We start from the raw sequence: 22,160 nt of genomic DNA, 5'->3' as shown, positions 1-22,160 counted from the left end.
GCGCCGCCTCGGCGGCGCGTCGGGTCGATTGTAACCGGCCGCTTTCTGGTCTGAAGGCACCGGATCGCCGCGCGGGCGCCGGGGTCATTCGTCGCGGATGGCGAAGACCTGGAGGCCCTCCGCGGTGATGCACGCGAGGCGGGTGTCGGAGGCGTCGCAGGCGAAGGCCGCGAGGTCGGTGCGCAGCGCGGTGCGGGTGCCGTCGCGGCCGAGGCCGATGACGTTGCCGGTGTCGGCGCTGAAACCGGAGTCCCCGGGCCAGGAGAGCGCGCTGCCGCCGTCGACGGCGGTGAAGCCGTACTCGCCGAGGCTGTTGCCGACCGACTTGAAGCCCTTGTCGTAGATCTGGGTCCGCACGTCGTCGCCCTCGTAGTACTCGACCATGAGGCGGTCGCCGATCGCGCTGATACCGCGGTACTCGCCGTCGTCGAAGGTGTGCACGATCTTCTCGGCGTCGGCGTCGTAGACGCGCCAGTGGTAGCCGTTCACCGCGTCCTCGAAGCTCTCGGCGACGCACACGAGCGCCTCGCCGCAGGCCACGACGCCCTCGGGGACGACGGCGCTCGCCTCGACGAACTCGCGGTCGACCTCGGCGAGGTCCTTCGCGAGGTCGTACACCTTGAGGTCGTAGCCGGTCTCCTTGTCCACCAGCACGTACAGCAGGCCGTTCCACGCGAAGTAGCGGTCGTCGACGGTCTCCAGCTCCTTCTCGGCGACCGTGTCGCCGGACTCGACGTCGAAGAGGTGCACGACGTTGTCGCCGGTGAGGGCCCAGACCCGGCCGTCGCCGTTGCGGGCCCGGGAGGGGTCGCCGAGGTCGTCGGGGGTGCCGACGAGGTTCCAGTCCTCGACGGCGATCCCGTCCTCGGCGTCGCCGAGGCTCCAGTCGGAGACGCGCTCGCCGGCGGCGTCGTAGACCTTGAAGTCGTTGCCGCCGTGGGCGACGACGAGGAGGTCGCCCGAGCGCGCGGCCTGGCGGGCGGGGCTGACGACGGTGTTGCGGGTCTCCCCGGTCCTCCAGTCGAGGAAGTAGTAGCGGTACTCGTAGCCGCCCCCGGAGGCGTCGACCTCCTGGGCGAAGGCGACGAGCTCCTCGGAGACGAAGAAGAGCTCGTCCCAGCCGTCGCCGAGGAAAACCCTGTCCTCGTCCCACAGCGGCTCGCCGGTGGCGTTGTCGACCGCGCGGACGTGGAGCTCCTCGCCGTCGAGGTTCGAGGAGCCGGTGGTGTAGGCGAAGAGGGTGCGGTCGCCCCAGACGCGGACGCCGTAGATGCCGCCGTTGCCTTCGAGGGCGAGCGGGGTGGCGTCGCCGACCTCGGTGAGCCGGTCGGCGAAGGGGCGCTGCTTGTAGGGGTTGGTGAGCCACCACCAGCCGAGCGGGATCGCGACGGCGAGCACCGCGATCGCGGCCACGAGGGCGACCCATTTGGGGCGCAGGCGGCGCTTGGGGCCCTGCGGCGCGGGGCGCGGCAGCCGCATCGTCTGGTCCGAGCCGGGCGTCCTCGGCGGCAGGCTCCCGGACTGGTGCGGCGCGGTCGGCGAGTGCGGCGGGGAGGACATCGGCGAGGGCGGCGTCACCGGCGCGGCGCTCGTCATCGCGAGCGCGGCGCCTTCGCTGACGGGCAGTTCGGGCTGTTCGAGGACGGTGGGCGCGATGCCGAGGCCCTCGTGGAGGACCTTGGAGACCATCGGCATCCGGCTGGAGCCGCCGACGAGGAAGAGCCCGGCGAGGTGCTCGGGGCGCCGGCCCGACAGGCCCAGGACGCGCTGGGTCTCGCCGACCGCGCGCGACAGGAGCGGGCGCGAGAGCTGGTCGAGTTCGCCGCGGGTGAGGTGGAGGGACTGGGCCATGTCCGGCACGGTGATGGGCGCGACCGAGGTGCGCGAGAGCATCTCCTTGGCGGCGCGGACCTCTTCCCACAGTTCGCGGCGGTTTCGCATCTCGCTGGCGCCGCTGGGCTGCTCGAGGCGCTTCCAGATGTCGGGGTCGCGCTGCTTGACGGTGTCGCCGATGTGGGCGACGAGGGCGGCGTCGAAGTCGAGGCCGCCGAGGTCCTGGAGGCCGCCGTCGGCGAGGACGCCGAAGGAGCCGTCGGCGCGCCGTTCGAGGACGGCGATGTCGAGCGTGCCGCCGCCGAAGTCGAAGACGGCCAGGGCCTGGCCGGACGCGAGCGGCTGGGCGAGGCGGGAGGTGTAGTAGTGGGCGGCGGCGACCGGTTCGGTGAGGATCTTGACGGGGCGGTAGCCCGCTTGCGCGGCCGCGTCGTGGAGGGCCGCGCGGCGCTGCTCGCTCCAGGCGGCCGGGCAGGTGAGCACGGCGTTGGGGAGGTGGCCGACCGACTCGATGGCGGCGCGGGCGACGCGGGTGAGGATCGCGGCGAACGCGGCGGTCACGGGGATCTCGCGGTCGCCGAGGAGGAGCGTGCCGTCGCTGATGCGCTGCTTGGGGTTGGGCTCGAAGCGCTCGGGGGCGGTGAGCGCGAGGCGCTCGGCGTCCTTGCCGGTGTGGATCGTCCCGGCCGGGTCGAGGAACACCGCGGAGGGCATGACCGGGGAGCCGTCGAACAGCAGCGGCCGGGTCCGGCCGTCGGGCCAGACCACGACGGCGACGGTGTGCGAGGTACCGAGGTCGACGCTGAGCAGGTAATCGGCCGGCATGTGGGCGCAGCTCCAGGGGCTAGGGCTTGCAGGATCGTTCCAGGTTAATCCCGGCGGGCGACGCGTGCGGGTACGGGATCATCCGAAGTGGGGGCCGCAGGGGCCCGCCACGAGCGCTTTCGGCGGCCCCGTCCCGTCCGCGGGCGCCGAGACCCGTCCGCGGACGGGCTTCGGCGCCGCGGCTTCGGCGGCGATGCTCAGCGACGCTGGCGCTGGACCTCGGCGAGCGCGATGGAGGCTGCGACGGAGGCGTTGAGCGATTCGACCTCGCTGGCGATCGGGATGCCGACGCGGTGGTCGCAGGTCTCGGAGACGAGGCGGGAGACGCCCTTGCCCTCGTCGCCGACGACGATGAGCAGCGGGTCGGTGGCGACGGGCAGGTCGAACACGTCCACGTCGCCGCCGCCGTCGAGGGCGACGGTCATGAACCCGGCCTGCTGGCAGGCCTGGATGGTGCGGGTGAGGTTGACGACCTTCGCGACGGGCAGGCGCGCGGCCGCTCCGGCGGAGGTGCGCCAGGCCACGGCCGTGACGCTCGCGGCGCGCTTGGAGGGGATGATGAGGCCGTGGCCGCCGAAGGCGGCGGTGGAGCGGATGATCGCGCCGAGGTTGCGCGGGTCGGTGACGCCGTCGAGGGCGACCAGGAGCGGGGCGGTGCCCGAGGTGCGGCTGATCTCCAGGAGGCCGTCGAAGTCGGCGTACTCGTACGGCTCGATCTGGAGGCCGATGCCCTGGTGGAGGGCGTTGTTGGTGCGCCGGTCGAGGTCGCGGCGGGCGAGTTCCTTGATCGGCAGGTCGCGGTTGCCGGCGAGGCGCACGGATTCGGCGACGCGGTCGTCGAGGTCGGTGCCGAAGGCCACGTAGAGGGCGGTGGCCGGGACCTTCGCGCGCAGGGCCTCCAGGACGGGGTTGCGGCCGAGGATGAGCTCGGCCTCGTCGGAGCGGCGCGTGTCGCGGCGGGGCTTGGCCTTGCCGATGTTGGTGGTGCGGCCCTCGGAGGCGGCCTTGGCGCGCTCCTTGGACTGCTTCCACTGGGTCTTGCGGGGCTTGTCGTCGCCCTGGTACTGCTTGTGCCAGGGGCGGTCCTCGGCCTTGAGGGTGCGGCCCTTGCCGGCCAGGCCCTTCTTGCCGCCGCCGGAGCCGATCTTGGGCCCGGCCTTGGAGGTCTTGCGGCGGTTCGGGTGTCCACCCTTGGTGCTCATCGGTTCAGGTTCCCCAGGTCGTCGGTCGTCGCTGCCCGGTCGTGACAGCTCGGTCGTGGCCGCCGGGCGGCTTCGCCCGGGCCCGTCGCACGCGCGGCCCGCGGGCCGCTCGGGTCCGCGGACGCTCGGGCTCGGCCTAGTCCACAGTCCACACAGGACCGCGAGGGGTGTCCTTGACGGTGATGCCGGCGTGCGCGAGCTCGTCGCGGATGCGGTCGGCAGCCGCGTAGTCCTTGCGGGCCCTGGCCTCGGCGCGCTGTTCGAGCGCGAGCTTCACCAGCGCGTCCACGGCGCCGCTGAGCTTCGCGTCACCCGGGTCGTCCCAGTGCGGGTCGAGCGGGTCGAGGCCGAGCTGGTCGAGCATAGCTCGGACGCCGGCCCCGGAGCGGGCCGCGGCGGCGTCGTCACCGGCGTCGAGCGCGGCGTTGCCCTCGCGGGCGGCGTCGTGGATCACCGCGACGGCCGCGGGCGTGTTGAGGTCGTCGTCCATCGCGGCGGTGAACTCGGGGGACAGGGCGCCGCCGATGGTGGTCTCGGCGCCGAGCGATTCGGCCGTACGGTGTACGAAGTTGTTGAGGCGGTCCCAGGCGGCCTGGGCCTCGCCGAGGGCGGTCTCGGAGAAGTCGACGGCGGAGCGGTACTGGGCGCTGGTGAGGTAGTAGCGGATGTCGACGGGCCGGAAGCCCTTCTCGCCGAGGGCCTCGACGCTGAGGGTGTTGCCGAGGGACTTGCTCATCTTGGTGCCCGAGAGGTTGAGCATCCCGTTGTGCACCCAGAAGTTCGCGAAGCCGAGCCCGGCGGCGCGGGACTGGGCGAGCTCGTTCTCGTGGTGGGGGAACATGATGTCGGTGCCGCCGCCGTGGATGTCGAAGGCGTCGCCGAGGTAGCGGCGGGCCATCGCTGAGCACTCGATGTGCCAGCCGGGGCGGCCGGGGCCCCACGGGGAAGTCCAGGAGGCGTCGGCGGGCTCGCCGGGCTTGTGGGCCTTCCAGAGCCCGAAGTCGCGCGAGTCGCGCTTGGAGCCGGCGTCGGGGCTGGAGAGCATGTCCTCGGGGCGGCGGTGCGAGAGCTCGCCGTAGGCGGGCCAGGAGGAGACGTCGAACCACACGTCGCCGGCGGGGGTGACGTAGGCGTGGCCGCGCTCGACGAGGTCGGCGATGAGGTCGGTCATCTGGGTGATGTGGCCGGTCGCGCGGGGCTCGTAGGAGGGGGCGAGGACGCCGAGGGCGGCGTAGCCGGCGGCGAGGACGCGCTCGTTCTCGTAGGCGATGGACCACCAGGGGCGGGACTGCTCCTCGCCGCGGACGAGGATCTTGTCGTCGATGTCGGTGACGTTGCGCACGTAGGTGACGTCGTAGCCGGTGCGGCGCAGCCAGCGGATGAGCACGTCGTAGGAGACGCCCGAGCGCAGGTGCCCGATGTGCGGGGGGCCCTGGACGGTGAGGCCGCACAGGTAGACGCCGACTTGGCCGGGCTTCCGGGGCTGGAAGTCGCGAACGGATCGGGTGCCGGTGTCGTACAGTCGCAGGCTCACCCGTCAAGTCTAAACAACCAGGCCACCCGCCTCGGCCGCCACGCCCCGCATGTCGCGGCGAGGGCGCGGGAAGGCGAACGCCCCACGCGAACCTGCCGCACCGGCAGTGGACCCGCGCAACGGGAGTGTTCGGCGAGGCGCCCGGATGCGCGGCCGGTGCTGGGAGATCGGGCCGTCGCGGAGGTTCGGGGAGCGCGATTCTCGGGCAGGTTTTCAGGCGGTGCGGATTTTCGAACGGCGCATCCGGCCGAAATGTCGTACCCCTCGGGCACCCTCGTATCGGGGGCCCGGACTGCGGCCATCGGGTCCCTCGCCCCTGCCCGCGAAACCTCCCCGGTTCTGGGCAAGGCGAGGCCGCGGCGCCCTTCGGGCGCCGCGGCCGGTTTCGGGGCGGCGGTGTGGGCCGCCGCCCCCTTGCCGTCGAACGGTCCGGCTCGGCTGCGATCAAGCGGTGCGGCGGCGCATGAGCACCAGCGCCCCGCCGCCCACGGCCAGCACCGCCGCGAGGCCCACGAGCAGCGCCGTCGCGCCCGTGCCGGTCACCGGCAGCGCCTGGTCGTCATCGCTCGCGCTCTCGGTCGGCTCCTGGCCGCCGGGGACCGCGTCGCCGCCCGCGACCTCGTACAGCGTCGTCGTGCCGGAGATCTCGTTGCCGACCACGATCAGGGCCCGCCCGGTCGGCGAGTCCTCGGCGGCCACGAACTCGATGCTCTCGGGCCCGAGGTCCCCCGCGTCGCCCTCACCGGGCTCGACCGAGAAGTCTCGCCGGCTCGCGTAGTCCACGAACTCGGCCTGGGCCGGGTCGGTCACGTCGTAGACCATCACGCCGCCCTGGCGCTCCAGGCCGATGAACGCGTAGACGCGGTCGCCCACCCGGCCGACCTCGACCGCCTCGGGCTCGGGGCCCTTGTCGTCGGAGCGGTCGTCGAAGTCGTTGCCCTCGTTGTCGGCGTTGAAGTGCTCGGCGTAGTCGGCCGCGAGCAGCCGCTCGAAGTCCGAGCCCGAATCGAAGACCAGCTCGCCGTCGGTGGTCCAGATCGTGAACGACCGGCCGCCGAAGGAGTACAGCTCGTCGTAGCAGCCCGCCTCGGTCTGCCCGAGCGTCGAGGTGACCTTGAGCCGCCCGAGCGCCTCGTCGGCCTGGAGCGCGGCCACGTCGAAGGCGCCGAACGCGTCGGCGCACAGCTCCAGGTGCTTGACGCGCGCCTCCTCGGTGTAGTCGCCCCACTCGCGCACGTCGCCCTCGTTGGCCGTCACGAGGTAGGTCTGGCCGCCGGTCTCGTAGGTCGCGATCGTGTCGGGCAGGTACAGGCCCCGCACCGGCCAGTTCGCGATGTTGATCGCGCCGTCCTCGTCGGAGGGGTCGAGCTCGTTGCCCGGAGCCGAGTGGTCCTTCGTGCCGAGCGCGTGGACGTCGGTGACCTCGGCGGCGTCGAGGTCGACCACCGCGATCGCGTTGTTCTCCTGGAGCGTCACGTAAGCGGTCTCGTCGTCGGGCATGGCGACGTACTCCGGCTCGATCCCCGCGGCGACGTCCGACGGGTCGGGGCCGAACACGCGGAAGCCCTCGGGCAGGTCGCGCTCGCCGCTCGCGTACGCCGCGAAGTCGGCGGTGCGCACGGTGAACGTGTCGGCGTCGATGACCGACACCGTCCCGTCGGGGTCGACCGAGTAGTCCTCGGACGGCTCCCCCTCGTTGGCGACCACGATGTACTTGCCGCCGGGCGAGAACGCGAGGCTGTCGGGCAGCGAGCCGACCTCGACCTCGTCGAGGAACGCGCCCTCGGTGTCGAACAGGGCGACCCAGCCGGGGCTGACCTTGTCGGGGGCCTCGACGGCGACGGCGAGCAGGTCGCCGTGGACGGCCACCGAGTTGGCGACCGCGCCGTCGACGCCGACCGCCGCCGCGGTGTCGATCGAGAAGAGCTTCACCGGGTCGGTCGGGTCGGCGACGTCGAGCACGTCCACCACGGCCGCTTCGGCGTTGACGGTGAACACCCGCTGCGTCAGCGGGTCGTAGGTGACGATCTCGGCGGCCCCGGCGGCGAACACGCCGGACTCGTACGTGCCGAGGACGGTCAGGGTCGGAGCGGGGTCGTCCTGCGCCGCGGCGGGGAGGGCCGGGATCGCGAGGGCGGCGATCCCGAGTGCCAGCGGGGGAACGAGCAGGCGCTTGTGCACGGTGCGGTTCCTGTCCTTCAGTGGGGAACGGGGGGAACGAGGGGAACGGCCCCAGTTCAACGGCCGCAGGCGACCCGCTCCCGAGCGCGCGGTGAACCGGGTGTGAACACCGGGGCGCGAATCGACCCGCGGTAGTACCGCGGTACCGCCCCCGGCCGCGCCTCCTCCCTGAGGAGGAGGGCCGAATCGGTCGGCGCGCCCATGTGCGGACGCGCCGCGATCCATAGACTGGCGCTGACATACAGACCCGCGACAGCAACCTTTGGAGCCCCCTTGATCACCGCGAAGGGTCTATACAAGCGCTACCGCAAGACGGTGGCCGTAGACCGACTCACCTTCGACGTCAGGCCAGGCGTCGTCACCGGATTCCTCGGACCCAACGGGTCCGGGAAGTCCACCACCATGCGCCTCATGCTCGGTCTCGACCACGGCGAGGGCGAGACCCTCTTCGACGGGGCGAAGTTCACCGACCTGCGCCGGCCCATGGACAAGGTAGGGACCCTCCTGGAGGCCAAGCCCTTCCACCCCACCCGCAGCGCCCGCAACCACCTGCGGATGCTCGCCAGCGCCAACGGCGTCACCGACAAGCGCGTCGACGAGGTCATGGAGCTCGTCGGCCTCGGCACGGTCAAGAAGAAGAAGCCGAAGGGCTACTCGCTGGGCATGGCCCAGCGCCTCGGCCTCGCCCAGGCGCTCCTGGGCGACCCGCGGATCCTCCTGCTCGACGAGCCCACGAACGGTCTCGACCCGCACGGCATCCACTGGATGCGGGACATGCTCAAGCACCTGGCCGCCGAGGGCCGCACGATCTTCGTCTCCAGCCACCTCCTGTCGGAGATGCAGCTCATGTCCGACGAACTGGTGGTCGTGGGCCGCGGCAAGATGATCTTCAACGGGGACGTGGACCGGTTCGTCCGCGAGTTCACGCAGTCCACGGTGATCGTCCGCAGTCCCACCGCCGAGGGGTTCGTCCCGGCGCTGGAGACGGCCGGGGCCGAGGTCACGAAGGGTGCGGAGGGCGAACTGGTCGTCTCCGGCCTGGAGATCGGCGCGGTGGGGCACCTGGCGTTCACCGAGGGCGTCGAGCTGTCCGAGCTGTCCACCCGCAGCGCCTCGCTCGAAGAGGCGTTCATGTCGGCCACGGGCTCCTCGGAGGAGTTCGTCGCGGCCGAGCCGCCCGCCGCCCCTGCGACCGAGAAGACCGACGGTGCCGACCATGCTTGATGCTCTGCGATACGAGTGGACGCGGCTGACGACGCTGCGTTCGACCTACTGGCTCATCGGTCTCGGTGTGCTGGCCGCGCTGGCGATCCCGGTGATCGCCGGGTTCGCCGTCGGCGACGAGGAGATGATCCCCGAGGCCCTGGCCATCATGCTGAACGGCGGGGCTGCGTTCGGGATCCCGTTCCTGGCGGTGTTCATGGCGATCGTCGGGATCTTCGCGACGGGCCACGAGTACCGGCACGGGACGATCCAGCCGACGCTGACGGCGCTGCCGCAGCGTTCGCGGCTGGTGTTGGCGAAGCTGCTGGTCGTCTCCGGTGTGACGGTGGTGGTGACGTTCGTTTCCCTGGCGCTCAACGCTTTGGCGGTCCTGGTCTTCTGGGGCGAGCTGCCGGGCCTGTTCGAGGATCCGCTGCGCGCGGCGCTGCTGGGGTATGTGGCCTACACGCTGGTCTACACGCTGGTGGGTCTGGGCCTGGGGCTGCTGTTCCGGGGCGTGCCTTCGGCGCTGGTCGTGATCTTCCTGGCGCCGTTGGTCATCGAGAACCTGATCTTCGGGTTGTCGTTCCTGCCGGCGTTGGACTGGCTGGTGCCGGTGGTCAAGTTCCTGCCGTTCTCGTCGGGGGCGCGGCTGATGGCGTTCGACCTGTCGGAGATGTCGGGCATGGGGATGCCGGACTTCGACTACTTCGGGCGCTGGGGTTCGGGCGGGGTGTTCGCGGTCTTCGCGGCGGCCATCATCGCGGGAGCCTGGATCCTCTTCAAGAAGCGCGACGCGTAAACCTGGGAACGGAGCGGCCCGCGGCTTTCGCCGCGGGCCGTCTGCGTCAGTGCCGTCTGTGTCGGTGCGGTCTAGGCCGCTTCGAGTTCTCGGCGTACGAGGTCGGCGGTCTCGATCGAGTTGAGGGCCGCGCCCTTCATGAGGTTGTCGGCCACGACGAAGAACTCCAGCGAGTTCGGGAAGTCGATCGACTGGCGGATGCGCCCGACCTGGGTGCCGCCCTTGCCGACCGAGTCGATCGGCATCGGGAAGACCATGTTCTCGGGGTCGTCCACGAGCTCCACGCCGTCGGCCGCGCCGAGGACCCGGTGCGCCTCGGCGACGGTCACCTCGTTCGCGAAGGTCGCGTGCACCACCTGCGAGTGGCCCACCGCGACGGGCACGCGCACGCAGGTCGAGGCCACCTTCAGGTCGGGCAGGCCGAGGATCTTGCGCGACTCGTTGCGGACCTTCAGCTCCTCGGAGGTCCAGCCGTCCTCTTTCCAGCCGCCGACCTTCGGGACGACGTTGAACGCGAGCGGCGCGCCGAACGGGGCGTGGAACTCCTCGCCGAGGACCGCGCGCACGTCGCCGTCCTCGGTGCCGATCCGGTCGACCCCGGCGATCTTCTGCGACTGCGCGTACAGCGCCTCCAGGCCTTCCTTGCCCGAGCCGGACGCGGCCTGGTAGGAGGCCACCGACATCGACTGGAGCCCGAAGTGCGCGTTCAGGGCCGCGAGGGTCGGGATGAGCGCGAGGGTGGTGCAGTTGGCGTTCGCGATGATCCCCTTGGGCCGCACCAGGGCCGCCTCGGGGTTGGCCTCGCGGCACACCAGCGGCACCTCGGGGTCCATGCGGAAGTGCCCGGACTTGTCGATCACGACCACGCCCTTGGCCGCGGCGACCGGCACCCACTCGGCGCTGACCTCGTCGGGCAGGTCGAAGTGGGCGATGTCGATCCCGTCGAACACGTCGGCGTCGAGCGCCCGCACGGTGATCACCTCGTCGCCGACCTCGAGGCGCTTGCCGGCCGACCGCGCCGAGGCGACGAGCCGCACCTCGCCCCAGTTGCCGCGCTCGGCGGCGATGAGCCGGCGCATGATCGACCCGACGACGCCGGTGGCGCCGACGATCGCGACGTTGAGCTTGCGTCCCATGCCTATCGCCCCGTCCCGGCGTAGACCACGGCCGCCTCTTCGCCGCCGAGCTCGAACTTGTCGTGCACGGCCCGCACCGCCGCGTCCAGGTCGGTGTCGCGGCAGACCACGGAGATGCGGATCTCCGAGGTCGAGATGATCTCGATGTTGACGCCGGCGTCGGCCAGCGCCTGGCAGAAGTTCGCCGTCACGCCCGGGTGCGAGCGCATCCCGGCCCCGACCAGGGAGATCTTGCCGATGTGCTCGTCGTAGATGAGCTTCTCGAACCCGATCGCGTCCTGGTGGCGCTTGAGCTCTCCGGTGGCCTTCGGCCCGGCCTCCTTGGGGAGGGTGAAGGAGATGTCGGTGTGGCCGTTCCCGGCGGTCGACACGTTCTGCACGATCATGTCGATGTCGACCTCGGCGTCGGCGATCACCTGGAAGATCGAAGCGGCGGCGCCGGGCTTGTCGGGCACGCGCGTGACGGTGATCTTCGCTTCGGAGCGGTCGTGCGCGACGCCGCTGATGAGTGCTTGCTCCACGGGCAGCTCCTCCATGTAACCCGACACGATGGTGCCGGTCTTGTTCGAGTACGACGAGCGGACGTGCAGCGGGATGCCGTATCGGCGGGCGTACTCCACGCTGCGCAGGTACAGGATCTTGGCGCCCGAGGCGGCCATCTCCAGCATCTCCTCGAAGGTGATCGCGTCGAGCTTCTTCGCGTTCGGCACGATCCGGGGGTCGGCGCTGAAGACGCCGTCGACGTCGGAGTAGATCTCGCACACGTCCGCTTCGAGCGCGGCCGCGAGCGCCACGGCGGTCATGTCCGACCCGCCCCGCCCGAGCGTGGTGATGTCCTTGGTGTCGGGGCTGACGCCCTGGAAGCCGGCGACGATGGTGATGTACCCCTCGTCGAGGGCGGCGCGGATGCGGCCGGGCGTGACGTCGATGATGCGGGCCCCGCCGTGGACGGCGGTGGTGAGCATCCCGGCCTGCGAGCCGGTGAACGACCGGGCCTGGAAGCCGAGGTCGTTTATGGCCATGGCCAGCAGCGACATCGAGATGCGCTCGCCGGCGGTCAGGAGCATGTCGAGTTCGCGCGGCTCGGGCACCGGCGAGACCTTGGCGGCCATGTCGAGCAGTTCATCGGTGGTGTCGCCCATGGCGGAGACGACGACGACCACGTCGTCCCCCCGCTTTCGCGTGGCGACGATCCGTTCCGCCACGCGCTTGACGCGTTCGGCATTCTCCACCGATGAACCGCCGTACTTCTGCACGACTAGCGCCACGGACTTCCACCTCACTCGTTCATGTGTCGGGTGCACGGGGCCGCCCGTGCGCGGGCGGCCATGTCACCTTAACTGCGCATACCGGTGTGTCGCCAGGTCGTTCTGGGTGATGGGACAGAGAATCGGGCCGTGGCTTTCTCTTTGGGCAAGACAGTGGCGACGCTCACGCTCGCCGGCATGGCGGCGGCGGCCTCGGGATGCGGGACAGCGACGGTGGTCGATGAACCGGATCCGCCGCCGCAGCGCGTCAGCGCGCAGGCGGCCTTGATCGGGCGGGTGACGAAGGCGCTCGACGCGACCTTCACCGCCGAGTACGCGTGGTCGGAGGGCGGCACGGTCACCGTCTGGGCCGCCGAGGACGGCACCTGGCGGGTGGACGTGCCGGACTGGGCGCTGGGCGGCACGGTGGACGTGACGGTGGCGTGGACGACCGGCGGGTTCTTCCAGTGCGCGGCCGGGCGCTGCGTCAAGATCGCCGGGATCACCGGGGAGATCCCCGAGGACCTCGACCCGCGGGTGCAGCTGCCGTTCGTGGAGTGGCTGCCGAAGCTGCTCGACCGGCATCTGCCGTTCGCGGTCGCGCAGGAGGGCGACTGCTTCACGCTCACGTCGAACACGGTCGTGGTCGCCTCGCCGATGCCCGGCGGCGAGTGGTGCCTCGACGAGGCCGGGACGATCCTGTCGGTCACGGCCGATTTCGGGACGCTGGAGCTGACCGGGCCGCCGACCGAGGCGGTCGCCACCGTCGAGTTGCCGGGCGAGGCGAGCGACGCCGATCCCTTGGACGCCAAGGCGCCCGAGAAGCCGTCGCCGAGCGTCGACCCCTCGGCGACGCCAACGCCGGGATCGAGCGAGGAGCCGTCGGAGACGCCCGACGCTTCGGCGGACGCCTCACCCACCGGTGGGACCGGTGAGTAAGGAAGGCGACACGAGCGGTCCTTCCGGGGCCGGTCGTGGCACCATGAACTGTGGCGGTGCCTGCGGCCCGCACGGCCCGCGGGGCCGCCGCCGCGCGACGACGCGCGCTCGCGGCGCACGATCGCGCCGCGCCCACGGCATATGTTCACAGGTTCGCAAGGCGCCGTCCGACGACGGCACTGCATCGAAGGACTCCGCATGACCGCTTCCATCGACCGCCACGCCCAGACGGCGGCCCCGATCCACCCGCTCCTGGCCTCCCGCCACTCCACCCGCGCGTTCACCCCCGAGGTCGACCTGACCGACGAGCAGGTCACCGCCCTCCTCGAGGCCGCCCGCTGGGCGCCGAGCGCCGGGAACACCCAGCCGTGGCGGTTCCTGCTCGCCCGGCGCGAGACCGGCGAGTTCAAGCGCGTCCTCGACTGCCTCAACCCCGGCAACCGCGACTGGGCCGCCCACGCCTCGGCGCTGCTGGTGGCGGTGCGCACCGACGCCAACGCGAAGGGCCCGCTCTCGCACGCGGCCTACGACCTCGGGCAGGCCATGGCGCACCTGACGTTCCAGGCCGCCGCCGAAGGGCTCACCGTCCGCCAGATGGGCGGGTTCGACGCCGCGGCGCTGGCCGCGGAGTTCGACCTGGAGGGCCCGCTGGTGCCGACGACCGTGGCCGCGATCGGCGTCCCGGGCGACGCGGCCTCGCTGCCGGAGTCGGTGGCCGGCCCCGACCGCACCCCGCGTCGCCGCCTGTCGATCGACGAGCTGCTGATCCGCCCGTAGGACCGTCCGGCATTCGGCGACAGCGTCCCGGCATCCGGGCAACGGCGTCGACCGGGGCCTCGGCCGGGGTGTAAGCTCACGGGCATCATGCGGTTCACGATGCTCCTTACGTGCCGCGGCGGGGCCAACTAGGTCGGCTCCCTCGCCGCGGGTTCTCGCATGCCGGCTGGCTCAGGCAAAGACTGCTAGACCATCCACATCACAGGAGCATCCGTGACTTCGTCCTTCGCAGACCGCGTTCAGCGCTACCAGCCGTACCATTCGCAGTTCACCGTCTCGCTGCCCGACCGCAGCTGGCCCGACAAGGTGACCGCCACGGCCCCCGTCTGGTGCGCGGTGGACCTGCGCGACGGCAACCAGGCCCTCATCGACCCGATGACCCCCGACCGCAAGAAGAAGATGTTCCAACTGCTGGTCGACATGGGGTACAAGGAGATCGAGGTCGGGTTCCCCTCGGCGAGCCAGACCGACTTCGACTTCGTGCGCCTGCTGATCGAGCAGGACCTCATCCCCGAGGACGTCACGATCCAGGTCCTGACGCAGTGCCGCGAGCACCTGATCGAGCGGACCTTCGAGAGCCTGCGCGGCGCGAAGCAGGCGATCGTGCACTTCTACAACTCGACCTCGACGCTCCAGCGGCGCGTGGTGTTCGGCCTGGACAAGGACGGCATCACCGACATCGCCACGCAGGGCGCGCGGCTGTGCCTGAAGTACGCCGAGATGCACACCCCCGACACGGCGATCCGCTACGAGTACTCCCCCGAGTCCTACACCGGCACCGAGCTGGAGTACGCCGTCGAGGTGTGCGCGAAGGTCGCCGAGGTCATCCAGCCGACCCCTGAGTGGCCGCTGATCGTGAACCTGCCGGCGACGGTGGAGATGGCCACGCCGAACGTGTACGCCGACTCGATCGAGTGGATGCACCGCAACCTGCCGAACCGCGAGTCGCTGATCCTGTCGGTGCACCCGCACAACGACCGCGGCACCGGCGTCGCGGCGGCCGAGCTGGCCGTGCAGGCCGGGGCCGACCGCGTCGAGGGCTGCCTGTTCGGCAACGGCGAGCGCACCGGCAACGTGTGCCTGGTGACGCTGGGCATGAACCTGTTCAGCCAGGGCGTGGACCCGCGGATCGACTTCTCGAACATCGACGAGATCAAGCGCGCGGTCGAGTACTGCAACCAGCTGCCGGTGCCCGAGCGGCACCCGTACGCCGGGGACCTGGTGTACACCGCGTTCTCCGGCTCGCACCAGGACGCGATCAAGAAGGGCTTCGCGCACCTGGAGGCCGACGCCGCGGCCGCGGGCGTCCCGGTCGACGAGTTCACCTGGGGCGTGCCGTACCTGCCGATCGACCCGAAGGACGTGGGCCGCACCTACGAGGCGGTCATCCGCGTCAACTCGCAGTCCGGCAAGGGCGGGGTCGCCTACGTCATGCAGAGCGAGTACGGCTTCGACCTGCCGCGGCGCATGCAGATCGAGTTCAGCCAGGCGATCCAGCGGCACACCGACGCCTCCGGCAAGGAGGTCTCGACCGCCGAGATCCACGAGCTGTTCCGCCGCGAGTACCACCCCGAGTACCAGCCGACCACGCGCCTGGTCGTGGAGAACCACAACACCGCCTACGCCGACGAGCAGCTGACGCTGGACGCGCAGATCGTGCTCGACGGCGTCGAGCACAAGATCTCCGGGGCGGGGAACGGCCCGCTGTCGGCGTTCACGGACGCGCTGACGTCCGTGGGCGTCCACGTCGAGGTCCTCGACTACGCCGAGCACGCGCTGTCGGCCGGGCAGCACGCCCAGGCGGCGTCCTATGTGGAGTGCGTGATCGACGGGAAGACCGTGTGGGGCGCGGGCGTCCACCCGAACATCGTCCTCGCGACGATGCGGGCCGTGGCGAGCGCCTACAACCGGGCCTAGGGCCGCCGGGAGCGCCACCGGCGAAGCCCGTTGCGGCCGCGCCGAATCGATCGGAGACCTGCGATCCGGACCGTCCACAAGGCGGTCCGATCGAACCGATGCGCGATGGTCGGCCCACGAGGCGACCGCGCCGAACCGCCGCCACGAGCGGCGCGTTCTCCGGCCCGCACGCGGCAGAACGCCGCGCGGGCGAAGGAATACGACCACCGCTCGGGCCGGGACGCATCCGCGTTCCGGCCCGAGCGGTTCATACGCCGTCCACCGAGAGGCGCACGGTCACCGTGTCGCCGTCGTCGACTCCGGCCCTGCGGCGCACGTCCGCCTTGAGCGGCACGATGTAGGCGCCGTCCTTGGGCCACAGGGAGGTCTCCCAGGACACCGACCCGATCCGGGCGGTCACCGGGACCATCCCCCAGCCGTAGCTGACCACTTCGGAAGCGGCCGCGAGCTCGCGGCACTCGGATTCGGGCACGGTCACGAAATACCAGGGCGCGGGCCCGCGCCAGTACCAGATCGCCCCGCTGAACTCCAGCTCCATCACCAGAGCATACGAACCGGTGCCGACCGTCACGCCGAATCGGCCCCGCCACCGGCCGGGCCACGTCCTGACCGGCGCCTGGGCTCCCCGGGTAGTGTTGTGCCTCGTGTCAGCGCCCAATCTCGTCAACCTCGAAACCGTCTCGAAGGCCTACCCCGACCAGGTCATCCTCGACTCGGTCTCCCTCGGCATCGCCGCCGGCCAGCGCGTCGGCGTCGTCGGCCGCAACGGCGACGGGAAGTCCACGCTGCTGCGGCTCATCGCGCGCGCGGACGAGCCCGACTCCGGCCGCGTCGTCCACACCGGCGGCACGCGCCTCGCCGTGCTCGGCCAGACCGACGCCCTCGACGACGCCCGCTCGGTCCACGAGGCCCTCTTCGGCGACGCCGAGGCGCACGAGTGGGCCTCCTCTGCGCGGGTCCGCGAGATCCTCACCGGGCTCTTCGGCGGCCTCGACGCCCCGGCGCTGCCCGAGGGCCTCGATTCGCGCATCGGCGTGCTCTCCGGCGGCGAGCGCCGCCGCGTCGACCTCGCCCGGGTGCTCACCGGTTCGGTCGACGGGCGCCTGCCCGCCGGGGCCGAGCCGGCCGACCTGCTGCTCCTGGACGAGCCGACCAACCACCTCGACATCGAGGGGATCGCCTGGCTCGCCTCGCATCTGAACGCAACGCGTTCGGCGATCGTGGTCGTCACCCACGACCGGTGGTTCTTGGACGAGATTTGCAGCAACGTGTGGGACGTCCAGCGCGGCAACGTGTTCGAGTACGAGGGCGGCTATTCGGCTTATGTGCTCGCGCGCGCCGAGCGCGAGCGGCAGGCGAACGTGGCCGAGGAGAAGCGCCAGAACCTCATGCGCAAGGAGCTGGCGTGGCTGCGCCGCGGCCCCAAGGCGCGCACTTCGAAGGCGAAGTTCCGGGTGGACGCGGCCAACGAGCTCATCGCGAACGAGCCGCCGCCGCGCGACACCGCCGAGCTGGTGAGCTTCGCGACCGGGCGGCTGGGCAAGACCGTGTTCGAGGCGCGGGACGTGACGGTCAAGGCCGGGGATCAGACCCTTTTGGAGCATCTGGACTGGATCCTGGGTCCGGGCAAGCGGATCGGGTTGCTCGGCGTGAACGGCGCGGGGAAGACCTCGCTGCTGCGCACGCTCGCGGAGGCGATCGACGAGAAGCAGCCGGCGGCCGGGCGGATCAAGGTGGGCCGCACGGTGAAGCTGGCGTGGCTGACCCAGCACATGGAGGACCTCGACGCGTCCTGGCGGGTGCTCGAGGCGATCGAGATGGTGGCCAAGCGGGTCCAGTTGGGCAAGAAGGAGATGACGGCCGGGCAGCTCGCCGAGCGGCTCGGGTTCGTCGGCGGGCGCCAGCGCACGTTCGTGCGCGACCTCTCCGGCGGCCAGCGGCGGCGGCTCCAGCTCGCGCGGCTGCTCATGGCCGAGCCGAACGTGCTGTTCCTCGACGAGCCGACGAACGACCTCGACATCGAGACGCTGACGCAGTTGGAGGACCTGCTCGACGACTGGGCGGGGACGATGGTGGTCGTCAGCCACGACCGGTACTTCACCGAGCGGGTCGCCGACGAGACGTGGGCGCTGCTGGGCGACCGGAGTCTGCGGATGCTGCCGCGCGGGGTCGAGGAGTACCTGGAGCGGCGGGCGGCTTCGGAGAAGCCCGTTGCGGTGCAGGCGAAGTCCTCGGGTGCGGCGCCGGTGAAGTCGGCCGCGGCGGTGGACCGGGCGACGCAGAAGGAGCTGTCGAAGCTGGAGCGGCGCTTGGAGAAGGTCGAGGAGCGGATCGCCGGCGTGCACGGCGAGATGGCCGAGTTCGCGACCGATCCTGGAAAACTCTCCGAACTTCAGGACCGTTTGTCCGCTTTGGAGACCGAGCGCGACGAGATCGAGGAGCGCTGGATGGAGCTGGCCGACTGAGCGTCGGTTTCGCTTGCGTCCCTTGGTTTCTCGTCGTCGGCGGGATTCGGCGTGCGGTCTCGTTCGGTTGCGCGGCCCGATGACCGGGCTGAATATGATACCGGTATCGAACGCTCCCATACCGATCGGTAACCGAAGCTTAATTCACTGATTTATGGGCATCTTCCAGGGTCTTCACAATTCGATGTGATTTCCCTAACCTCGGTTTGAAAGCCCGAAAGGGCCCGGTTCCACCGAACCGTGCCCGCAACGCCGGTGCGCCCTATTCATCGCATTGCGCACCGGGCAGACTGAACCGAGAGGGAGTACCCCCCTTATGACCGTCTCGCACCATACGACCCGCCGACTCGCGGTCGCCACGCTGGCAGGCGTCGCGACCGTCGGCGCAATCACCTTGGGCGGCATCGCCGCCCAGGCCGAACCGCTCGGCCAAGTCCTCGGCGCCGACTCCGCCACCGCGATCCCCGGGTCCTATCTGGTCGTCATGGCCGACGACCTGTCCACGGCCGCAGCAGAGAACGTGACCGAGCAGTACGGCGGCGAAGTCGTCGAAAGCTTCGACACCCTGAACGGCCACCTCGCCGAGCTCTCCGCGAACGAGGCGGCCCGACTCGCCGCCGACGACGCGGTCGCCTTCGTCGAGCAGAACCAGATCGTCACCGTCGACGACGTGCAGACCGGGGCCACCTGGGGCCTCGACCGGGTCGACCAGCTCGACCTCCCGCTCGACGGGAACTACGAGTACCTCGGCGACGGCTCCGGCGTGACCGCGTACATCGTGGACACCGGCATCCTGGCCTCGCACAGCGAGTTCACCGGCCGCGTCGGCGCCGGCTACGACTTCGTCGACGGCGACTCCGACCCCACCGACTGCAACGGGCACGGCACCCACGTCGCCGGCACCGTCGGCGGCACCACCTACGGCCTGGCCAAGCAGGTCACGCTCGTCGGCGTGCGCGTGCTGGACTGCTCCGGCTCGGGCACCTACGCGGGCGTCATCGCCGGCATCGACTGGGTGGCCGCCAACGCCTCCGGACCGTCGGTCGCCAACATGAGCCTCGGCGGGGACTACTCCGCCGCGGTCAACAGCGCCGTCGACAACGCCGTCCTCTCGGGCGTGACCTTCGCGGTCGCCGCCGGCAACGAGGACACCGACGCGTGCATCAAGTCGCCCGCCTCCTCCGGCGAGGCGATCACGGTGGGCGCCAGCGACAACACCGACACCCGCGCCTACTTCTCCAACTACGGCAGCTGCGTGGACGTGTTCGCGCCCGGCGTGGGCATCACCTCCGCCTGGCACACAAGCCCGACCGCGACCAACACGATCTCGGGCACCTCGATGGCCTCCCCGCACGTCGCGGGAGCCGTCGCCGTCTACCTGAGCCTCAACCCCGGCGCGACCACCGCCGAGGTCAAGGCCTGGGTCATCGGCAACGCCGGCGAGGGCCGCCTCTCCGACGTCCAGGGCAGCCCGAACCTGCTGCTGTACACCGGCACCGAGGACGGCGGCGGCACTCCCGGCGAACCGGCCGACTGCGCCGGGTCGAACGGCACCGCGCAGTTCATCGCCGACCGCGCCACGGTCGAGTCCACCATCACCCTCGACTGCGAGGGCGCGGCGAGCAACGCCTCGAAGGTGTCGGTGAACATCAGCCACACCTACCGCGGGGACCTCGCGATCTACCTGATCGCCCCTGACGGCAGCAGCTACCAGGTCAAGTCCTCCGGGGCCGACGCGGCCGACAACGTCATCGCGACCTACACGGTGAACCTGTCGAGCGAGACCAAGGCGGGCGCCTGGACGCTCCGCGTGGTCGACAACTACGCCGGCGACACCGGCACGCTCAACACCTGGTCGCTCGAAGTCTGATTCCCTCCACCCAACTGAATAGCGGGGGACCGCGGGCGGGTCCCTCCGCCGGCCGGAGCGCGAACCCCCCGGCGGCCGCGACCTGGAGCCCTCGCACCGTCGGCCGCGCCTCGGCCCGGGCCCGCCCGCGGTCCCCCGCACCCCGGAGCGAACACCGCCGGTCCCCCACAAGGGGGCCGGCGGTGAACGCTGCGCCAAACGAGAGCCGGTGCGGCAGGGGACGGATCGGCGGTCCCGACGCGTTTCTCGGGGCTCGCCAGCTGGGCGAACGGTCGCTTCTGAGGTGCGCGCGTTCGCCTTCCGGGACCGGGTGATCGGTCACTGACACAGAGTTGTCTGTTTTGGACCTTTAACAGGGTTTTCTCATTCACTGATGTATTCGGTCGTTACAAGGCCTTTACACGATTTGTTCTAAGGCTTAGGCTCACACGCAGGGCCTGTCGGCCCGTCCGGGCCACCGCGCCCGGCCGGGTGGCGCGTCCCGGCCCGGCAGGGCCGGTCCGCACCGGTCCGGGCCTCCCCGCCCGCCGACCCCGCCGGACCCGCCCCGGGCCGCTCGATCTCGAACCGAGCGGGCCGGAACGGCCCGCCGCCGAGCCCCCTCGGCAGCGGACCCGGGTCCGCCCCCCGTTCGCACGAGCTCCGGGCCCGAACCGACCACCCTCCCCGGGTCGGACGCGGCCCAAGCACCGCGGACGCCTTGGGGCACAACAAAGGAGTGCTACCTTGTCTAGGGCAGGTAAGCAAAGGCGGATTCGCACCGCCGCGGCGGTAGGGATCGCGGTGGCGACGGCCGGAGGCTCGCTCATCGCGGCTTCGGCCTTCGCCTCGGCCGAAGAGGTCCCCGACGCGATCATTCTCGGCGCCGACTCGCCGGACGCCATCGACGGCTCGTACATCGTGGTCCTGGAGGACCGCGCCGGCGCGACCGGTCTGAGCGCCCTGGCCGACGACCTCGGCGTGGACGTCGACATCGAGCGCAGCCTCGACCTGGTCGACGGATACGTGGCCGAGATGACCGAGGCCGAGGCCCTCGAGCTGGCCGCCGACGACGCGGTCGCGTACGTCGAGCAGGACCGCCTCGCGCACGTCGCCGAGGTCCAGATCGACCCGCCCTCATGGGGTCTCGACCGCATCGACCAGGAGGTGCTCCCGCTCGAGGAGGCGTACGAGTACAACTGGACCGGCGACGGCGTCGACGCGTTCATCCTCGACACCGGCATCAACGACGCGCACCTGGACTTCGCCGACCGCATCGGCGAGGGCTACGACTTCATCGACGACGACGCCGACCCGTACGACTGCCACGGCCACGGCACGCACGTCGCCGGGACCGTCGGCGGCACCACGTACGGCGTCGCCAAGAACGTCACGATCCGCGCCGTGCGCGTCCTCGACTGCGCCGGTTCGGGTTCGTACTCGGCGATCATCGGCGGCATCGACTGGGTCGCCGCGAACGCCGACGGCCCGGCCGTGGCGAACATGAGCCTCGGCGGCACCTTCAGCCAGGCGCTCAACGACGCGATCGCCGCGGCGGTCGACTCGGGCGTGACCTTCGCGATCGCCGCCGGCAACGAGGGCCAGGACGCGTGCAACGTCTCCCCCGGCGCCGAGCCGAGCGCGATCACCGTGGGCGCCACCGACTCCAGCGACACCCAGACCTCCTGGTCCAACTGGGGCGACTGCGTCGACATCCTCGCCCCGGGCGCGGGCATCACCTCCTCGTGGATCGACGGCGAGGACGCCCAGAACACCATCTCGGGCACCTCGATGGCGACCCCGCACGTCGCGGGCGTCGCGGCGCTGTACCTGGAGGCCAACCCGGAGGCGACCCCTGAAGAGGTCGCCGCGGCCCTGATCGACGGGGCCGTCGCCGGCGCCGTCGCGGGCACCAACGGCAGCCCGAACCTGCTGCTGAACACCGGTTTCCTCGGCTAGACCACATGGGATGAGGGACGGGGCCGGCGCTGTGCGCCGGCCCCGTCGCTTCGCTTGGGGCGACGCGGGAACGGCTCGGGCGCATCGGCTTCGGTGCGACGAGCGGTGCTGCCTTGGCGCGTGGGACCACAGTGGTGGACAGGGTCGCGCGGACCGTGACGGACCCGTGAATTCTCAGCGCCGATTCCGTTTCCGGATACTTGAAACTTGTAGTGTTGTTCACGTTGCACGGCAGTCGGATTCGCCGGGCATCCATGGACCCCTGTGAACAACTGTGCGAAATGCCAGGTC

15 protein-coding genes are annotated in these 22,160 nt (G+C 71.1%); 8 read left to right on the top strand and 7 right to left on the bottom strand.

The genetic code is table 11. From position 1 onward, the window contains the following. Positions 1-84: 84 nt before the first annotated feature. The 4 genes from IF12_RS23640 to IF12_RS0101515 all read right to left on the bottom strand — a co-directional run bounded on the left by IF12_RS23640 (position 85) and on the right by IF12_RS0101515 (position 7,575). A complete protein-coding gene (locus IF12_RS23640; RefSeq protein WP_051703830.1) occupies positions 85-2,658 on the bottom strand; it encodes an Hsp70 family protein in 2,574 nt (857 codons plus the stop codon). Positions 2,659-2,855: 197 nt separating this feature from the next. Further along, entirely contained in the window at positions 2,856-3,860 is a 1,005-nt protein-coding gene (rlmB, locus tag IF12_RS0101525; protein ID WP_030144502.1) for a 23S rRNA (guanosine(2251)-2'-O)-methyltransferase RlmB, read from the bottom strand. Between the two features lie 136 nt (positions 3,861-3,996). Then, positions 3,997-5,394: a cysteine--tRNA ligase gene (cysS, locus tag IF12_RS0101520; RefSeq protein ID WP_030144501.1), complete on the bottom strand. Its 1,398-nt coding sequence runs from the start codon at positions 5,392-5,394 to the stop codon at positions 3,997-3,999. A 444-nt stretch (positions 5,395-5,838) separates the two neighbouring features. Next, a complete protein-coding gene (locus tag IF12_RS0101515) occupies positions 5,839-7,575 on the bottom strand; it encodes a choice-of-anchor I family protein (protein ID WP_197034566.1) in 1,737 nt (578 codons plus the stop codon). A gap of 273 nt (positions 7,576-7,848) precedes the next feature. On the opposite strand from IF12_RS0101515, the gene IF12_RS0101510 reads away from it, so the two are divergent. After that, positions 7,849-8,799, top strand: coding sequence for an ATP-binding cassette domain-containing protein (locus IF12_RS0101510; protein WP_030144499.1), 951 nt, complete (start codon positions 7,849-7,851; stop codon positions 8,797-8,799). Next, the gene (locus IF12_RS0101505; RefSeq protein ID WP_133884138.1) at positions 8,792-9,580 is read left to right on the top strand and encodes an ABC transporter permease; all 789 of its coding nucleotides are present in this window, start codon (positions 8,792-8,794) and stop codon (positions 9,578-9,580) included. Before IF12_RS0101510 ends, IF12_RS0101505 begins: the two co-directional genes overlap by 8 nt. 71 nt (positions 9,581-9,651) lie before the next feature. Here the strand turns inward: IF12_RS0101505 and IF12_RS0101500 are convergent, their stop codons facing one another. Both IF12_RS0101500 and IF12_RS0101495 read right to left on the bottom strand, forming a co-directional pair. Then, the gene (locus IF12_RS0101500; protein ID WP_030144497.1) at positions 9,652-10,716 is read right to left on the bottom strand and encodes an aspartate-semialdehyde dehydrogenase; all 1,065 of its coding nucleotides are present in this window, start codon (positions 10,714-10,716) and stop codon (positions 9,652-9,654) included. Positions 10,717-10,718: 2 nt separating this feature from the next. Next, positions 10,719-11,984 carry an aspartate kinase gene (locus IF12_RS0101495; RefSeq protein ID WP_030144496.1) on the bottom strand — a complete coding sequence of 422 codons (1,266 nt, stop codon included), beginning with the start codon at positions 11,982-11,984 and terminating at the stop codon, positions 10,719-10,721. Positions 11,985-12,113: 129 nt separating this feature from the next. Here IF12_RS0101495 and IF12_RS22520 point away from each other — a divergent pair, with 129 nt between their 5' ends. The 3 genes from IF12_RS22520 to leuA all read left to right on the top strand — a co-directional run bounded on the left by IF12_RS22520 (position 12,114) and on the right by leuA (position 15,596). Next, on the top strand, positions 12,114-12,902 hold the full coding sequence (locus IF12_RS22520) for a hypothetical protein (RefSeq protein ID WP_133884137.1): 789 nt from the start codon (positions 12,114-12,116) through the stop codon (positions 12,900-12,902). A 198-nt stretch (positions 12,903-13,100) separates the two neighbouring features. Then, a complete protein-coding gene (locus tag IF12_RS0101485) occupies positions 13,101-13,679 on the top strand; it encodes a nitroreductase family protein (RefSeq protein ID WP_030144494.1) in 579 nt (192 codons plus the stop codon). A 213-nt stretch (positions 13,680-13,892) separates the two neighbouring features. Further along, positions 13,893-15,596 carry a 2-isopropylmalate synthase gene (leuA, locus tag IF12_RS0101480; RefSeq protein WP_231492279.1) on the top strand — a complete coding sequence of 568 codons (1,704 nt, stop codon included), beginning with the start codon at positions 13,893-13,895 and terminating at the stop codon, positions 15,594-15,596. 247 nt (positions 15,597-15,843) lie between these two features. On the opposite strand, the gene IF12_RS0101475 is transcribed toward leuA, so the two are convergent. Then, positions 15,844-16,134: a DUF1905 domain-containing protein gene (locus tag IF12_RS0101475; RefSeq protein WP_030144492.1), complete on the bottom strand. Its 291-nt coding sequence runs from the start codon at positions 16,132-16,134 to the stop codon at positions 15,844-15,846. 106 nt (positions 16,135-16,240) lie between these two features. Here IF12_RS0101475 and IF12_RS0101470 point away from each other — a divergent pair, with 106 nt between their 5' ends. The 3 genes from IF12_RS0101470 (at position 16,241) to IF12_RS0101455 (ending at position 21,869) form a co-directional block, all read left to right on the top strand. Next, complete coding sequence (locus IF12_RS0101470) at positions 16,241-18,061, top strand: ABC-F family ATP-binding cassette domain-containing protein (protein ID WP_030144491.1); 1,821 nt, start codon at positions 16,241-16,243, stop codon at positions 18,059-18,061. A gap of 316 nt (positions 18,062-18,377) precedes the next feature. Next, entirely contained in the window at positions 18,378-19,931 is a 1,554-nt protein-coding gene (locus IF12_RS26435) for a S8 family serine peptidase (RefSeq protein ID WP_030144490.1), read from the top strand. A gap of 726 nt (positions 19,932-20,657) precedes the next feature. Beyond that, a complete protein-coding gene (locus IF12_RS0101455; protein WP_231492278.1) occupies positions 20,658-21,869 on the top strand; it encodes a S8 family peptidase in 1,212 nt (403 codons plus the stop codon). The last annotated feature ends 291 nt before the right edge of the window (positions 21,870-22,160 follow it).

Origin of the sequence: Glycomyces sp. NRRL B-16210 (assembly GCF_000719515.1) — a bacterium.
Lineage (GTDB): Bacteria > Actinomycetota > Actinomycetes > Mycobacteriales > Micromonosporaceae > Glycomyces.
The sequence above is the reverse complement of the archived record's forward strand: the minus strand, read 5'-3'. Positions and strand labels throughout refer to the sequence as shown.

Bases quoted from the DNA above. Each gene is read 5' to 3' on its own strand.
- IF12_RS23640 (WP_051703830.1), bottom strand. From the start codon at position 2,658: ATGCCGGCCGATTACCTGCTCAGCGTCGACCTCGGTACCTCGCACACC.
- rlmB (WP_030144502.1), bottom strand. From the start codon at position 3,860: ATGAGCACCAAGGGTGGACACCCGAACCGCCGCAAGACCTCCAAGGCC.
- IF12_RS0101505 (WP_133884138.1), top strand. From the start codon at position 8,792: ATGCTTGATGCTCTGCGATACGAGTGGACGCGGCTGACGACGCTGCGT.
- IF12_RS0101500 (WP_030144497.1), bottom strand. From the start codon at position 10,716: ATGGGACGCAAGCTCAACGTCGCGATCGTCGGCGCCACCGGCGTCGTC.
- IF12_RS0101485 (WP_030144494.1), top strand. From the start codon at position 13,101: ATGACCGCTTCCATCGACCGCCACGCCCAGACGGCGGCCCCGATCCAC.
- IF12_RS0101475 (WP_030144492.1), bottom strand. From the start codon at position 16,134: ATGGAGCTGGAGTTCAGCGGGGCGATCTGGTACTGGCGCGGGCCCGCG.
- IF12_RS26435 (WP_030144490.1), top strand. From the start codon at position 18,378: ATGACCGTCTCGCACCATACGACCCGCCGACTCGCGGTCGCCACGCTG.